The organism is Streptomyces sp. NBC_00597 (assembly GCF_041431095.1).
In the GTDB taxonomy this organism is placed as follows: Bacteria; Actinomycetota; Actinomycetes; order Streptomycetales; family Streptomycetaceae; genus Streptomyces.
In genome coordinates this window covers 897588-912082 of sequence record NZ_CP107757.1, presented here as the reverse complement: position 1 = coordinate 912082, position 14495 = coordinate 897588, and the positions used below count along the sequence as shown (strand labels likewise).

At 72.1% G+C, this 14495-nt stretch carries 14 protein-coding genes and 1 pseudogene; 4 read left to right on the top strand and 11 right to left on the bottom strand.

Features of this window, described 5'->3' with window-relative positions; genetic code table 11:
• Positions 1-16: 16 nt before the first annotated feature.
• From OG974_RS03815 to OG974_RS03795, 5 genes are read right to left on the bottom strand one after another with little or no spacing between them, the layout of a single operon-like run.
• The gene (locus OG974_RS03815; RefSeq protein WP_371646724.1) at positions 17-898 is read right to left on the bottom strand and encodes a glycosyltransferase family 2 protein; all 882 of its coding nucleotides are present in this window, start codon (positions 896-898) and stop codon (positions 17-19) included.
• A gap of 8 nt (positions 899-906) precedes the next feature.
• Entirely contained in the window at positions 907-1686 is a 780-nt protein-coding gene (locus OG974_RS03810) for a CDP-alcohol phosphatidyltransferase family protein (RefSeq protein ID WP_327279530.1), read from the bottom strand.
• The gene (locus OG974_RS03805) at positions 1664-2725 is read right to left on the bottom strand and encodes an iron-containing alcohol dehydrogenase family protein (protein WP_327279529.1); all 1062 of its coding nucleotides are present in this window, start codon (positions 2723-2725) and stop codon (positions 1664-1666) included. Before OG974_RS03805 ends, OG974_RS03810 begins: the two co-directional genes overlap by 23 nt.
• On the bottom strand, positions 2713-3465 hold the full coding sequence (locus tag OG974_RS03800) for a phosphocholine cytidylyltransferase family protein (RefSeq protein ID WP_327279528.1): 753 nt from the start codon (positions 3463-3465) through the stop codon (positions 2713-2715). The genes OG974_RS03805 and OG974_RS03800 overlap by 13 nt, the downstream gene beginning before the upstream one ends.
• Complete coding sequence (locus OG974_RS03795; RefSeq protein WP_371646723.1) at positions 3462-5243, bottom strand: DUF5941 domain-containing protein; 1782 nt, start codon at positions 5241-5243, stop codon at positions 3462-3464. The genes OG974_RS03800 and OG974_RS03795 overlap by 4 nt, the downstream gene beginning before the upstream one ends.
• A 284-nt stretch (positions 5244-5527) precedes the next feature.
• Between OG974_RS03795 and OG974_RS03790 the strand changes: the two are divergent.
• Positions 5528-6024, top strand: a pseudogene (locus OG974_RS03790) (GNAT family N-acetyltransferase); the annotation flags it as partial.
• Positions 6025-6151: 127 nt separating this feature from the next.
• Complete coding sequence (gene idi / locus OG974_RS03785) at positions 6152-6751, top strand: isopentenyl-diphosphate Delta-isomerase (RefSeq protein WP_327279527.1); 600 nt, start codon at positions 6152-6154, stop codon at positions 6749-6751.
• Positions 6752-6763: 12 nt separating this feature from the next.
• On the opposite strand, the gene OG974_RS03780 is transcribed toward idi, so the two are convergent.
• Entirely contained in the window at positions 6764-7270 is a 507-nt protein-coding gene (locus OG974_RS03780) for an ATP-binding protein (protein WP_327285855.1), read from the bottom strand.
• A gap of 338 nt (positions 7271-7608) precedes the next feature.
• Between OG974_RS03780 and OG974_RS03775 the strand changes: the two genes are divergently transcribed.
• Positions 7609-8367, top strand: coding sequence for an enoyl-CoA hydratase/isomerase family protein (locus OG974_RS03775; protein WP_327279525.1), 759 nt, complete (start codon positions 7609-7611; stop codon positions 8365-8367).
• Here OG974_RS03775 and OG974_RS03770 read toward each other — a convergent pair.
• Together OG974_RS03770 and OG974_RS03765 are read right to left on the bottom strand one after the other, a co-directional pair.
• Entirely contained in the window at positions 8333-8980 is a 648-nt protein-coding gene (locus OG974_RS03770) for a DJ-1/PfpI family protein (protein WP_327279524.1), read from the bottom strand. The genes OG974_RS03775 and OG974_RS03770 overlap by 35 nt on opposite strands.
• Before the next feature lie 60 nt (positions 8981-9040).
• Entirely contained in the window at positions 9041-10018 is a 978-nt protein-coding gene (locus OG974_RS03765; RefSeq protein WP_327279523.1) for a GlxA family transcriptional regulator, read from the bottom strand.
• Positions 10019-10120: 102 nt separating this feature from the next.
• Between OG974_RS03765 and abc-f the strand changes: the two genes are divergently transcribed.
• The gene (gene abc-f, locus OG974_RS03760) at positions 10121-11758 is read left to right on the top strand and encodes a ribosomal protection-like ABC-F family protein (protein WP_327279522.1); all 1638 of its coding nucleotides are present in this window, start codon (positions 10121-10123) and stop codon (positions 11756-11758) included.
• Positions 11759-11776: 18 nt separating this feature from the next.
• On the opposite strand, the gene OG974_RS03755 is transcribed toward abc-f, so the two are convergent.
• From OG974_RS03755 to OG974_RS03745, 3 genes are read right to left on the bottom strand one after another with little or no spacing between them, the layout of a single operon-like run.
• Positions 11777-12547 (bottom strand): SDR family NAD(P)-dependent oxidoreductase, encoded by a 771-nt coding sequence (locus OG974_RS03755; protein WP_327279521.1) that lies wholly within the window; start codon positions 12545-12547, stop codon positions 11777-11779.
• Positions 12548-12585: 38 nt separating this feature from the next.
• Positions 12586-13785 (bottom strand): MAB_1171c family putative transporter, encoded by a 1200-nt coding sequence (locus OG974_RS03750; RefSeq protein ID WP_327279520.1) that lies wholly within the window; start codon positions 13783-13785, stop codon positions 12586-12588.
• Positions 13772-14176: a hypothetical protein gene (locus OG974_RS03745; protein ID WP_371645386.1), complete on the bottom strand. Its 405-nt coding sequence runs from the start codon at positions 14174-14176 to the stop codon at positions 13772-13774. The genes OG974_RS03750 and OG974_RS03745 overlap by 14 nt, the downstream gene beginning before the upstream one ends.
• Positions 14177-14495: the final 319 nt, after the last annotated feature.

Here is a 14495-nt window from a genome sequence, read left to right as displayed (position 1 = left end):
CTCAGACACGGGCGTGTCAGATGACAGGCGGTCGGCCCAGCCGGGTCAGCCGCCAGACCGTGCGCCACTTCATGGGGCGCCGGGGACCGCAGGGGGTGGTCCATCCCTCTTTGAACCCACCGAACCAGGCCTTGAGCGCCGGTGCCGACGGTCTGCGCAGGAGCGTCAGCAGGAGCCAGACGCCCAGGTAGACCGGGACCAGCGGGGCGGGCAGGTTCCGGCGGGCGAGCCACACCCGGTTACGGGCAACCATACGGTGGTAGACCGCGTGCCGGGAGGGGGCGGTGGTCGGATGCAGGAGCACCATGTCCGCCCGGTAGTCGATCAGCCACCCTGCGTCGAGCGCGCGCCAGGCCAGATCGGTCTCCTCGTGCGCGTAGAAGAACTCTCCGGGCAGCGCTCCGACCTGCTCGAACACCCTGGTGCGGACGGCGTTGGCGCCGCCCAGGAAGGTGGTGACGCGAGAGGAGCGCATCGGGTCCGAGGCGCGCAGCCGGGGTACGTGCCGGCGCTGGGTCTCGCCGGTCTCCGGATCCGCGATCCGGAAGCTGACGATCCCGAGCTTCGGGTCCTCGGTGAAGGCCTGCCGGCACAACTCGGCGGTGTCGGTGCGCTCCAGCAGCCCGTCGTCGTCGAGGAAGAGCAGGGCGTCGACCTCGCTGCCGCCGGGTCCGAAGGCCTCGATGCCGACGTTGCGGCCGCCGGGGATGCCCAGGTTCTCGGGCAGGTCGACGGTGCGCACGCCCGGCGGCAGGTCGGCCACGTCGGTGACCTTGACGCCCTGGCCCACGACGACGACCTCGACCGGGTCCCCCTCCTGGCGGGCCACCGAGTCGAGGAGCGCCTTCAGCTCGTCGGGGCGGTTGCCCATGGTGATGATCACGGCGCCCAGCCGCATCGGCGTCGTCACTTGAGCCTGCTGGAGGCCAGGATCGACACCAGGTGCAGCACCGTCTGCAGCATCGCGATGCCGGCGAGCACGGCCACGCCGAGCCGGGAGAAGTACAGGTCGCCCCGCATCTGGTCCAGGACGGCCAGCAGCAGGATGAGCAGCGAGGCCTCGATGCCGAGGACGAGCCGGTGGAACTTCAGTGCGGACGCGGCCCGGCGGGCGAGCGCCATGCCGGAGGAGCGCGGCTCGGCGGCGGCTTCTGCGACGGGCTCCTTGCCGGTCTGGTGCCGGGCGACGCCGACCAGGTCGGTCTCGGCCTTGATCAGGATGGCGCCGAGGGCGGCGAGGGTGCCCAGGAAGGCCCACAGCCAGTCGATGCGCCCGGTGCCCCACAGGTCGCTGGCGCGCAGGCCGAAGCCGACGAGGACCGCCGCGTCGCACAGGTAGGCACCGACGCGGTCGAGGTACACGCCGCTCAGCGAGTACTGCTTCTTCCAGCGGGCGACCTCGCCGTCGACGCAGTCGAGCAGCAGGTACATCTGGACCGCCACCACGCCGAGGACGGCGCCCCAGATGCCCGGTACGAGCAGTGCCGGGCAGGCCAGGACACCGGCGAGGGTCATCACGTAGGTCAGCTGGTTGGGCGTGACCTTGGTGTTCACCAGGACTCGGGTGATGCGCAGGGAGATCTCGCGCATGTACAGGCGACCGCCCCAGTGCTCGCCACTGCGCCGGTCCTTGACGCCCGGCGGGTGAACGACGGGCCGGAGTTCAGCTACGGATGGTCTTGGCATAGTCGGCGTAAGCGTCCCTGATCTCGGCTGCGGACAGATTGAGGTGCTCCAGGATCGTGAAGCGTCCCGGGCGGGTCTGGGGGGCGTACTCGACGGCCGCGACGAACTCGTCGACGCTGAAGCCGATCTCGGCGGGCAGCACCGGCAGCCCGTGGCGGCGCAGCACCTGGACGAACAGCTCGGACTGCTCCTTGGCACCGCGCAGGTACATCGCGAAGGCGGCCCCGATGCCCACCTGCTCGCCGTGGAGCGCGGAGCGTCCCGGGTAGAGCAGGTCGAAGGCGTGGCTGATCTCGTGGCAGGCGCCGGAGGACGGGCGGGTGTCCCCGCTGATCGCCATGGCGATGCCCGAGAGCACGAGGGACTCCGAGAAGACGGTGAGGAACTCGTCGTCGCCGCAGTCGCCGGGATGGCGCAGGACGGCCTCGCCGGCCGTGCGGGCCATCGCGGCGGCCAGGCCGTCCACCGGCTCGCCGTTGAGGCGGTGCGAGAGCTCCCAGTCGGCGATCGCCGAGATGTTGGAGATCACGTCGCCGATGCCGGCGCGGACGAACCGGGTGGGGGCTTCCTTGATCACGTCGAGGTCGATGACCATCGCGATCGGCATGGGCACGCCGTAGGAGCCCCGCCCGTTGTCGTTGTCCAAGATGGACACCGGCGAGCAGATGCCGTCGTGCGAGAGGTTCGTGGCAACGGACACCATGGGCAGCCCGACCCGCGCCGCGGCGTACTTCGCCACGTCGATGATCTTGCCGCCGCCGAGGCCGACGACGGCGTCGTAGCGACGGCCCTTTATGTCGTCGGCCAGCTTGACCGCGGAGTCGAGGGTGCCGTCGACGACCGGGTACCAGTCGGCGTGCGGCAGCACGGGCTCCAGCTTGGCGCGCAGCACCTGGCCGGACCCGCCGCTGATCGCGATCGCCAGCTTGCCGGACGCCGAGATCCGCTGGTCGGCCAGGAGGCCGGCCAGGTCGTCCATGGCGCCGCGGCTGATGTCGACGACGACCGGGGAGGGGATGAGCCTCGTCAGTACTGGCATGCGATCGTCCGGCCCTTGGCGAGGTCGTCGTGGTTGTCGATCTCGACCCACTTGACGTCGCCGATGGGGGCCACGTCGATGACGAAGCCGTCGTTGACGAGCTGCTGGTAGCCGTCCTCGTAGTAGAGGTCGGGGTCGCGCTCGAAGGTGGTCTTCAGGGCCTCGGCGAGGGCCTCGGCGGCCTCCGGCTCGATGAGGGTGACGCCGATGTACTCACCGGTGGCGTCGGACGGCTCCATGAGCTTGGTGATCTTCTGCACGCCCTGGGCGCCGTCGACGACGACCTTCATCTCTTCGTCGGCCAGGCTCTTGACCGTGTCGAGGGCGAGGATGATCTTCTGGCCGTTGCCGCGGGCGTCGAGGAGGGTCCGCTCGACGGAGACCGGGTGGACGGTGTCGCCGTTGGCGAGGATCACGCCCTGCTTCAGGACGTCACGGGCGCACCACAGGGAGTAGGCGTTGTTCCACTCCTCGGCCTTGTCGTTGTCGATCAGCGTGATCTTGACGCCGTACTTGGCCTCCAGGGCCTCCCGGCGCGCGTAGACGGCTTCCTTGCGGTAGCCGACGACGATCGCGACCTCGGTCAGGCCGACCTCGGCGAAGTTGCCCAGGGTGAGGTCCAGGACCGTCAGGCTTTCCTCGTCGCCTTCGGGGCCGACGGGCACGAGGGCCTTGGGCAGGGTGTCGGTGTAGGGACGCAGGCGGCGTCCGGCACCGGCAGCGAGTACAAGGCCGATCATGCTGGTTCTCCTTCGTCATGTACGGCGGGTGCCCCGGAGGAGACCCAGAAGCGGATGCTCTCCACGAGCACCACGATTGCCACGAACACGGCCACGGCCGTGAGCGCGACGGGGAAGTCCGTAGCGCGCGCCGCCAGGACGGAGGCCAGGACCGAGGTCAGCAGCACCCGGCCCTCGTGACCGCCGATCGTCCGCACCAGCCAGTGCGGGGGCGCGCCGGTGCCGCCGCGGATGCGGTACACCGTGTCGTAGTGATGGTAGGCGACCGCCGCGACCAGTCCGAATGCCGCGGGAAGGGCCCCGGGGACGTCCGCCTTGACAGCGAGGATCAGCACGGTGGTGTACTCGGCGGCCCGGAAGACGGGCGGGACCAGCCAATCGAGGGCGCCCTTGAGGGGGCGGGCGACCGCCGCTCCGGCGAGCACGGCGTAGAACACGGCGGCGATGATCACCTGGCGGGCGCCGAACTCGTACGCCCAGGCCGTCCACAGCAGGGCCACCGAGCCGATCACGGCGGCGGCGATCCCGGCGCCAGGAGCCATCCGCCCCACGACGCGGCCCGCGAGCTCGGCCAGCGGGCCCGAGTCGGCGAGGTCGGCCAGCGCCTGGGCGGCGCGATCGGTGCGCTTCGCCTTGCGGGTCAGCGAGCGCAGCACCCGGCCGGCGGTGGTGTAGAGGGCGCCGAAGGCGCAGCCGACGAGCAGGGCGTAGAAGACGATCCGGGGGGTGGTGGCCGCGGTCAGCACCGCGATCATGGCCCAGCGCTCGCCGATCGGCAGGATGATCATCCGCCGGACCCAGACCGTCCAGCCGACGCTGTCGAGCTTGTCGGACAGTGCGGCCGTCGGGCTGGTGTTGGCGGTCGCGTCGTGGTTGGCCTCGTTGAAGGAGAAGTCCACGACGTGGCGGCAGGTCATGAGGATCATCGCGCCGAGCGCGAGGGCCCATACGTCGTCGCCGTTCTTGGCCGCGCCGAGCGCGAGGCCCGCGTAGAAGGAGTACTCCTTCGCGCGGTCGAAGGTGGCGTCGAGCCAGGCGCCCATCGTCGAGTACTGGAGCGAGTAGCGGGCGAGCTGTCCGTCCGTGCAGTCCAGGACGAAGGAGACGAGCAGCAGCACGCCGGCGGCGACGTAGCCCCAGCGCTCGCCGGTGGCGGCGCAGCCCGCCGCGATCAGCGCGGTGATCAGCGAGGCGGTGGTGACCTGGTTCGGGGTCAGGCCGCGGCGCGCGCACCAGCGGGCGATGTAGCGCGAGTAGGGGCTGATGAAGAAGGTGGTGAAGAACCCGTCGCGGGACTTCACGGCGGTGCGCAGGCGCACGGCCTCGTCGTCGACGGCGGCGACGGCGGCGTCCGCGGCGGTGCGCTCCGCGTCGGTGGCGGGGACGGCGGCGACCAGGGTGCCGAGCTCGGGGCGCTGGACGGTGGTCCCGGCGGCCTCGACGGCGGCGGCGAGCCGGTCCGCGTACGGGCCCTCGCCGTCGGGGGCGAGGGCGGCGGCCTCGTCCAGGGCCGCGCGGGCGCCCGGCTGGACGGCGAAGGCGCCGGTCACGGCGCAGGCGTCGAAGCGCGGGTCCGTCAGCGCGAGCCGCAGCGCGTGGACGTGGCCGACGAAGGCCCCGTCGACGACGGCGACCCGCTGGTCGGCGGGTACGCCGGCCAGCACCGCGGCGGCGTCATGCGGACCGGTGGCGGGGCGGACGTCGAAGCCGAGGGAGCGCAGCTCGTCGGTGAGCGGTGATCCGGGGACCGGCAGGCCGGTGAGGATGACGGTCGACAGACGAACTCACTCCTTGAAGCGAACACTGGACGGGCGCCTCGTGGGGGCGGCGGCACGTCGGCAGAGGCTATCGGATGAACGGAAGAGGGGGTTCACCACCCGTTTGCTCCCCGATAAGCCGAATGTTCCGGGGCCTCGGGCTCCGGCTCGGCCATCATTGACGATCACGCCGACGTACCACAAACCGCGCGGTGATCCCCGCTTCCTTTCCCGCCTCCTTCGAAGGGATCCCGTTGACCGACATCACCGGTGACGCTCACGACACCGACCACCGCGCCGGCGTCTGGCACACCCGGACCGAGACCCCTGCCGACACCGCCGCCGTGCGGGCCGTCTACCTGGCGGCGTTCGAGACCCCGCAAGAGGCGGACCTCGTGGACGCGCTGCGCGCGGACCCGTCCTGGCTGCCGGGGCTCTCGTACGTGGCCGAGGGCCCGGACGGCTCGGTGGCGGCGCACGCCCTGCTGACCCGCTGCGAGGTCGGCGGGGCCCCGGCGCTCGCGCTCGCTCCGGTGGCGGCCGATCCCGCGATCCAGCGCTCGGGCGCCGGCAGCGCGGTCGTACGGGCGCTGCTCGCGGCGGCCCGGGAGCGGGGGAGGTGCTGGTCCTGGTCCTCGGGCATCCGGCGCACTACCCGCGCTTCGGCTTCGTACCGGCTTCACGGTTCGGCATCCGGGCACCGTTCGAGGTTCCCGACGAGGCCATGATGGCGCTGGTACTGGACGACTCCGCGCCCGTCCCGCAGGGCACGATCAGCTATCCGGAACCCTTCGGGATCTGACCGCCCGTGTGATCCGCCCCTCGTCACTTACCACGCGCCGGGGGCAGACATGCGCGGATCACCGAAGTGGGGACAAGCCTCTTTTGTACGGCAGACTGAAGGTCGAAGTCCGAAGCGAAGGATGGGTATGCCGACCACACCAGCCACCGCCGCGAACACCGCGTCCCCCGGCACCGGCACTCAGGAACCGATCATGCTCGAACTGGTCGATGAGTCCGGCAACACCATCGGCACGGCGGAGAAGCTCTCCGCCCATCAGGCGCCCGGTCTGCTGCACCGGGCCTTCTCCGTGTTCCTCTTCGACGAGCAGGGGCGCCTGCTGCTCCAGCAGCGGGCCCTCGGGAAGTACCACTCCCCCGGCGTCTGGTCGAACACCTGTTGTGGTCACCCCTACCCCGGAGAGTCGCCGTTCGCAGCGGCGGCCCGGCGCACCCACGAGGAGCTGGGCCTGTCGCCGTCGCTGCTCGCGGAAGCGGGGACCGTGCGCTACAACCACCCGGACCCCGCCTCCGGGCTGGTGGAGCAGGAGTACAACCACCTGTTCGTGGGGCTCGCACAGGCGCGGCTGGACCCCGATCCGGAGGAGGTCGGCGACACCGTGTTCGTGACCGCCGAGGAGCTGGCGAAGCGGCACGCCGAGGCGCCCTTCTCCGCCTGGTTCATGACCGTGCTGGACGCGGCCCGGCCCGCGATCCGGGAACTGACCGGTGAGGTCGCGGGCTGGTAGCCCGTACGTCGTTCAGAGCGCGGGGGCCGGCGCCGCGGCCGGTCCGGTGAGCGGCAGGGCCGCCCAGATGACCTTGCCGCCCGTCGAGGTGTGTTCGACGTCGCAGACCCCACCGGACTCAAGGGTGATCTCGCGCACCAGGAGCAGGCCCCGGCCGCCGGTCTGGCCGAAATCCGCTTCCAGCGCCTTGGGGCGGTACGGGTGGTTGTCCTCGACGGCCACCCGTACCCATGCGCGGCCGATGGCGACCTCGACCGCGACCTCCGGCGAGAGCAGGGCCGCGTGCCGCACCGAGTTCGTCACCAGTTCGGAGACGATCAGCAGCAGCGAGTACACGAGGTCCCGGTCGGCCGGGACGCCCTGGCGGCCGAGCAGGTCGCGCACGGCCCGGCGGGCCTGCGGAACGGATTCTTCAACAGCGGGAACGGTGAACCGCCACACGCCTTCGTACGCGAGGGGGTCGGCCGGCGCCTCCGGCTCCCCCTCCTTCGCTGGCGGGACGCTCCCGCTGACATCCATCTCCCGGCCCCCGTCTTCACGCTCGATCGTCTCCACGCGTCAAGAGTGGGGAGCGGTCCGGTCCGGACCGGACAGCTGACCAGAAGTCAGCGTCAATAGGACGCTTTCTGACCGTTGGCGTATGACAGCGTCAGTTGTACGACCGTTCCTGGTCTTCTGCGGGCCCCTTCCCGGCCGCGACGCGCGCCCCGCCGGCCGCCGCCGCGTCCGCCGGCACCCCGTCTTCCCTGACCAAGCCCGGAATGCGCCGGGCACCCGTGCCGAGGACCACTTCCCGCACCCCCGGAACGGGCTCCCCGCTGATCATCGGATCGGCCGGCCGGGATAGCATCCCGCGCATGGACGCAGCGCTCTTGCACACCGTCGCCGACGGGGTCGCCACGGTCGTCATCTCGCATCCCGCCAAACGCAACGCCATGACCGCGGCGATGTGGCGTGCGCTCCCGGAGGTCCTCGACGGGCTCGCGGCCGACCCGGCCGTACGGGTGCTCGTCCTGACCGGCGCCGGAGCGACGTTCTGCGCGGGGGCCGACATCTCCTCGCTGGCCGGGGACGAGGTCCCGCAGGCGCTGGCCGTGGCGGCCGAGGAAGCCCTCGCCGCGTTCCCGAAGCCGACGCTCGCGGCGATCCGCGGATTCTGCGTGGGCGGCGGCAGCCAGCTCGCGGCGGCCTGCGACCTGCGCTTCGCGGAGGAGGGGGCGTCGTTCGGGGTGACCCCGGCGAGGCTGGGCATCGTCTACCCCGCGTCCTCGACCCGCCGACTGGCCGCACTGGTCGGCCCTGCGGTCGCCAAGTACCTCCTCTTCTCGGCGGAGCTGATCGACGCGGAGCACGCGCTGCGGGCCGGCTTCCTGAACGAGCTGCTGCCGGCCGGACAACTGGACAAGCGGATCGCCGACTTCGCCCGCGTCCTCACCACCCGTTCGCAGCTGACGCAGGCGGCGGCCAAGGAGTTCGCGAACGGGCGGACGGACCGGGACGCGCACTGGGCGGAGCAGGCGGCCGGGAGCGACGACACCGCCGAGGGCGTCGCCGCTTTCCTGGAACGCCGTACGCCCTCGTTCAGCTGGACCGCCGGGGGGCCGGCGCGGGGTTGAGCCCGCGCAGCCGCGCCACGATCTCGGCCGGGGCCTTGTCCGGCGATCCCGCGTCATAGGGCGGCTGGGGGTCGTACTCGGTCATCAACTGGACCGTCTGGGCATACGCGTCACCGGCGATGCGGCCGAGCAGGCCGAGGCCCATGTCGATGCCGGAGGACACCCCGGCGGCGGTGACGTACTTGCCGTCGTACACGACGCGCTCGCTGGTGGGTTCGACGCCGAAGGCGGGCAGCCGGTCCAGGTAGAGCCAGTGGCCCGTGGCCTTCCGCCCCTTGAGCAGCCCGGCGGCGGCCAGCAGGAGCGAGCCGGTGCAGACGGAGGTCGTCCAGGTGGTGGTCGCGTCGACGGCGCGCAGCCAGTCGACGACGGCGGGGTTCTCCATCTCCAGCTCGGGGTGGGGGCCGCCGGGCACGATGACGATGTCGGGCCGGGTCACCTCGTCGAGTCCCTTGTCGGCGACGAGGGCCAGCGTCCCGTTGTCGGTCCGCACCGGACCGGGCCGCTCCGAGACGAACACGACCTCGGCGTCGGGAAGGCGGCCGAGCGTGTCGAAGGGACCGATGGCGTCGAGCGCGGTGAAACGGTCGTAGAGCAGGACTGCGATCTGCATGTTTCCTCCGGAGTGGTGGGTGGGTCAGGCCGGTCGGGCGTAGTCGGGAAGCAGGCGTCGTCAGGGGAGGGGGCGGGGGTGGCCGAAGCGGCGGCGGTATTCGGCCGGGGGCTGGCCCAGGGTCTTCACGAAGGCCCGCCGGAGCGCCTCCGGGGTGCCGTAGCCGCAGGCCCGGGAGATCTGGGCCACGCCGTCCTCCGTGTCCTCCAGCAGCCGCCGCGCGTGTTCCACCCGTACGCGCTCCACGTACCGCCCCGGCGTCACCCCCGTCTCCGCCTGGAAGGCACGGGCGAAGTGGCGGGGTGAGAGCCGGGCGCGGGCCGCCAAGGACTCGACGCTCAGGTCCGAACCGGGATGCTCCGTGATCCACTGCTGTACCTCACGCAAAGGATCCCGCTGCGCGGTCTGCGCCGCCAGCTGCGCGCTGAACTGCGCCTGGTTCCCGGGCCTGCGCAGGAACACCACCAGGTGCCGTGCGACGGCCAGCGCGAGCTCCCTGCCGTGGTCCTCCTCCACCAGGGCCAGCGCGAGGTCGATCCCCGCCGTGACCCCGGCCGAGGTGGCCACCCGGCCGTCCCGTACGTAGATCGGATCCGGTTCGACGGTCACCTTCGGGTAGTCCCGGGCCATCCGCTCGCACGCGTACCAGTGCGTCGTGGCGCGCAGCCCGTCCAGCAGCCCGGCCTCGGCCAGCAGCAGCCCGCCCGTGCAGACGGACACCAGCCGCTCCGCGCCTCCCCCGTGCGCCCGGAGCCACTCGGTGAGCCGCGGTTCGAAGTCCCCCCGGTACTGGCCCCCCGGCACCAGCACGGTGGTCCCCGGCCCCGGTCTCGCGCCCTCCAGGTCCCCGTCCGGGATCAGCGTGAGCCCGCTGCTCGTCCGTACGGGAGCCCCGTCCGGGGACACCGTACGGATCGTGTATCCGCTCCCCGCCCGCCCCGGGAAGCGGTCGACCGCGGCGAACACCTCCACGGGCCCGGTCACGTCCAGGCTCTGCACGCCGCCGTAGAGGAGGACGAGCACGTTTCGCAACGACATGACCCCATGGTGTGACCCGGCGCGGATGGCCGCAATGACGTTCCTCCCACCTTTACGGCCACGGCTCGGGGCGCGGACCGGCGCGGATAGGATCGACGGACCATGACTGCAACCCTCGTCGCCAAGAACCTCACCGCCGCGCACGGTGAGCGCACGCTCTTCGCCGGTCTCGACCTCGTCGTCGCGCCCGGCGACGTCATCGGCCTCGTCGGCGTCAACGGCGCCGGGAAGTCCACCCTGCTGCGCCTGCTCGCCGGCCTGGACACCCCCGAGACCGGTGAGCTGCGGCTCTCCCCGCCCACCGCCGCCGTCGGCCACCTGCCCCAGGAGCCGGAGCGCCGCCCCCAGGAGTCGGTGCGGGAGTTCCTGGCCCGGCGCACGGGCGTGGCCGCCGCCCAGGCGGCGCTGGACGCGGCGACGCAGGGCCTGGTCGACGGCACCCCCGGCGCGGACGACGCGTACGCGACGACGCTGGACCAGTGGCTGAACCTCGGCGGCGCCGACCTCGACGAGCGGGCCCAGGAGGTCGCCGACGAGCTCGGGCTGGCCGTCAGCCTGGACCTGCCCATGACCGCCCTGTCCGGCGGCCAGGCGGCCCGCGCCGGCCTCGCCTCGCTGCTGCTCTCGCGCTACGACGTCTTCCTGCTCGACGAGCCGACCAACGACCTGGACCTGGAGGGTCTGGAGCGGCTGGAGCAGTTCGTGAAGGGCCTGCGCGCGGGCACGGTCGTGATCAGCCATGACCGCGAGTTCCTGACCCGCACCGTCACCAAGGTCCTCGAACTCGACCTGGCCCAGCAGCAGATCAACCTCTACGGCGGCGGCTACGACGCCTATCTGGAGGAGCGCGAGCGGGCCCGTACGCACGCCCGCGAGGAGTACGACGAGTACTCCGACAAGCGCACGGCGCTCGAAGGCCGGGCGCAGATGCAGCGCAACTGGATGGACAAGGGCGTGCGCAACGCCCGCCGCAAGGCCACGGACAACGACAAGATCGGCAAGAAGCTGCGCGGCGAGTCGAGCGAGAAGCAGGCCGCCAAGGCCCGTCAGACGCAGCGCGCCATCGAGCGGCTCGAAGTCGTCGACGAGCCCCGCAAGGAATGGGAGCTGCGCATGGAGATCGCGGCGGCCCCTCGCTCCGGCTCGGTCGTCGCCACCCTGAACGAGGCGTCGGTGCGGCGCGGGGACTTCACCTTCGGCCCGGCCAGCCTGCAGATCGACTGGGCGGACCGGGTGGCGATCACCGGCGCCAACGGCGCGGGCAAGTCCACTCTGCTCGCCGTGCTCCTCGGCCGGCTGGCGCCCGACTCCGGTGCGGTCACGCTGGGTTCGGGGGTGCTGGTCGGCGAGGTGGACCAGGCGCGCGGCCTCTTCCTCGGGGACGAGCCGCTGCTGGAGGCGTTCTGCGCGGCGGTCCCGGACACCGAGCCGGCCGAAGTGCGGACCCTGCTGGCCAAGTTCGGCCTGAAGGCGGCCCACGTGCTGCGCCCGGCGGCCACGCTCTCCCCCGGCGAGCGCACCCGGGCGGCCCTGGCGCTGCTCCAGGGCCGCGGGGTGAACCTGCTGGTGCTGGACGAGCCCACGAACCACCTGGACCTGCCGGCGATCGAACAGCTGGAGTCGGCCCTCGACGCGTACGAGGGCACCCTGCTGCTCGTCACCCACGACCGCCGGATGCTGGACGCGGTGCACGTGACCCGCCGCCTGGAGGTCGCGGACGGCAAGGTCACCGAGCTCTGAGGACGGGCCGCCGGGCGGCTACCGCTGCGGTGCGCGCCGTTTGCGGGCCAGCCGCTCGGCCACGAAGCCGCGCGGCAGGTGCCGTACGGCGAGCGCGTACGCCTGGTAGCGCCGGCCCGTGATGCTCACCGGCCGGCGCAGGGCCAGGTCCCGCAGAGCCTTGGCCACCACGGCCTCCGGTTCCAGCCAGACCCCCTCGCGCAGCGCGCTGACGTCCATCCCGGCGCGCGCCTGGAACTCGGTGCGGGTGAAACCCGGGACCACCGCCAGCACCCGGACCCCGTACGGCGCCATGTCCACCCGCAGGGACTCGCTGAACGCGGTGACCCAGGCCTTGGCGGCCCCGTACGTCCCGGTCGGCAGGAGTCCCGCCACCGAGGAGACGTTCACCACCGCGCCCCGGCGGCGCTCGCGCAACCCCGGCAGCACGGCGTGGGTGAGCCGCAGCGGGACCTTGACCAGCAGGTCGAGCAGCCGTTCCTCGTCCTCGACCGGGCTGTGCGGGAACGGTGCGGGAAGGCCGAAGCCCGCGTTGTTGACCAGGATGTCCACCGGCCGCTCCGGGTCGGCGAGCCGCTCGGCGACGGCCGTGCGGTCCGCGGCGTCCAGCAGGTCGGCGGGCAGGACCTCGCTGGTCGTGCCGAACTCCCGGCCGAGCTCGCGGGCCACGGCGTCCAGGCGGTCCTTGTCGCGGGCGACCAGGACGAGCTCGCAGCCCTTGGCCGCGAAGCCCCGGGCGAAGGCGGCGCCGAGGCCGGCGCTGGCCCCGGTGATCAGAACGGTGGTCAAGAGGGGGTCACTTCCTACACGTCGTACCGGTTCGGGTCCTACGGGGTGTTCCGGAGTTGCGGGGTGAAGTCCGTGGTCGACGCCGAGCCGTAGGCCTGGGCCACGTCGACCAGGAACCGGGCCTCGTCGTCGAGGTCGCCGCCCTCGGTGGAGGTCTGCATCGCGGCGGGCAGCTCCCATGCGGCGTCCTCCCCCGGCTGTCCGGGCCGTCCGGCGAGCTTCGCCCGCCGCGCGTCCTTCAGTACGCAGGCCAGCGCTGCCGCGGAGCGGCGTTGCTCGGGGATCCCGTGCCCGGTGACATGGCTGCGGGCGAGCTCCGGGACGCCGGGGGCGACGTACTCACCGAGGATCAGGATCGCGTCGCGGGTCTCTATGACCTTGCGGTAGACGAGCAGGTTGCGCGGCACGGGCGGCCACAGCAGCTCCACGACCCGGCCGGCCCGCGGCTTGGTGAGGGCGACGTGCGGGACGGCCTCGACGAGGTCGTGCCAGAGCGGCCACAGCCGCCAGGCGGTGGCGATGTCGGCGCTCGTGCGGCGCAGGGTGAACAGGGTCGGCACGAGGATCGCGGCGGCCCGCAGCAGTCCGTGCAGGTTCATCATCAGGGGCAGTGCGGGCATCGCCCAGGTGCTGCCGAACAGGGCCTTGAGGAGGTACGCGAACCAGAACAGGCCGGCGAGCGCGGTGCCGAGGCCGAACAGCCGCAACCCGGCGGCGAGTCCCCCGCTCTCGGTGCGGCGGCTGTAGCGCCAGCAGAGGGAGACGCAGGTGGTGTTGGCGAGGAGGTGCGCGGAGATCAGGAACAGCCAGTACGCGAGGGAGGGCACGGGACCGCCGTGCGGCGGGATGGTGTGCGCGGTGTGCGCGGGGGCGGCCGTGTCCAGCACCACGAGGGTGGTGAGCCAGGCCACCGTGCCGATCCAGGAGGCGAGTTGGAGGGCCCGGCCGCGGGTGGCTGCGGCGACGAAGTAGAGCACGGTGCCCGCGGACAGGACCCCTATCAGGTTGCGGACGAGGCCGACGGTGTGCGCGTAGTCCGGGTCGCGCATCGCGTACGTGACGACGGCCGGAAGGTTGAGGGTCATCGCCGCGGCGGCGGTGGCGACGGCGAGCCACAGGCCGCGCTGCTGCGGGGAGCGCAGGGCGGCCGGGGCGCGGAGCAGGACCGCGATCCACAGGCAGACGACGCTGGGCACGGCCAGCGAGTCGCCCAGGGCGGCGAGTTCAGCGGCGTCCATGACCGCCCCGCCTGTAGCCCATGGCGGATTCCAGCCAGGCGAGGGTGCCACGGGCCGCGGTGGCCGACTGCGGGCAGGGGCCCGTCGTGCGGATGCGGATCATGCTGGCCAGCATCTCCGCCTCCTGCTCCTGGCTGGTGGTGTAGTTGGTGCGGCCGAGGACGACGGGGGCCCGCCCGTCGGTATCCTCGGCTTCCAGGGAGTTGTGGCCGAACAGGATGTGCCCGAGCTCGTGGAGCACGATGTGCTCGCGGTGCAGGGGGGTGGTCTGCGCCTCGTAGAACACGTAGTCGACGCTGGCGGTGCCCACCCACAGCCCGCAGACCCCGGATTCCGCCGCCTCCTTGGGCAGCGGGTGCAGGTGGATGGGGCGCCCGCGTTGCTCGGCCATCCGGTCGCACAGCCCTTCGAGGGAGAACGGGTGCGTCAGATCCAGATGGCCGAGAATCTTCTCGCACCGTTTACGGAGGCTGGGTTGCGAGTGGGGCATGTGATCCCTCTTCGGACCCTTTCGCGGGCAGCGTCGGTAGGCGTGCGTGGGCGTGGGCATGGCGTCCTGTGCCTTCAAGGCGGCCTCGTGGAGTGGGGTCCTGAGGGGAGAAACGGAAGCCCGTTCGCCAGTCGGCGAACGGGCGTTCCACCATGCCTACAGATCTTGTACGGGAGTTCGCAAGGCATGTCCCCATGTGGGGTGCCTATTCGGCCATCCC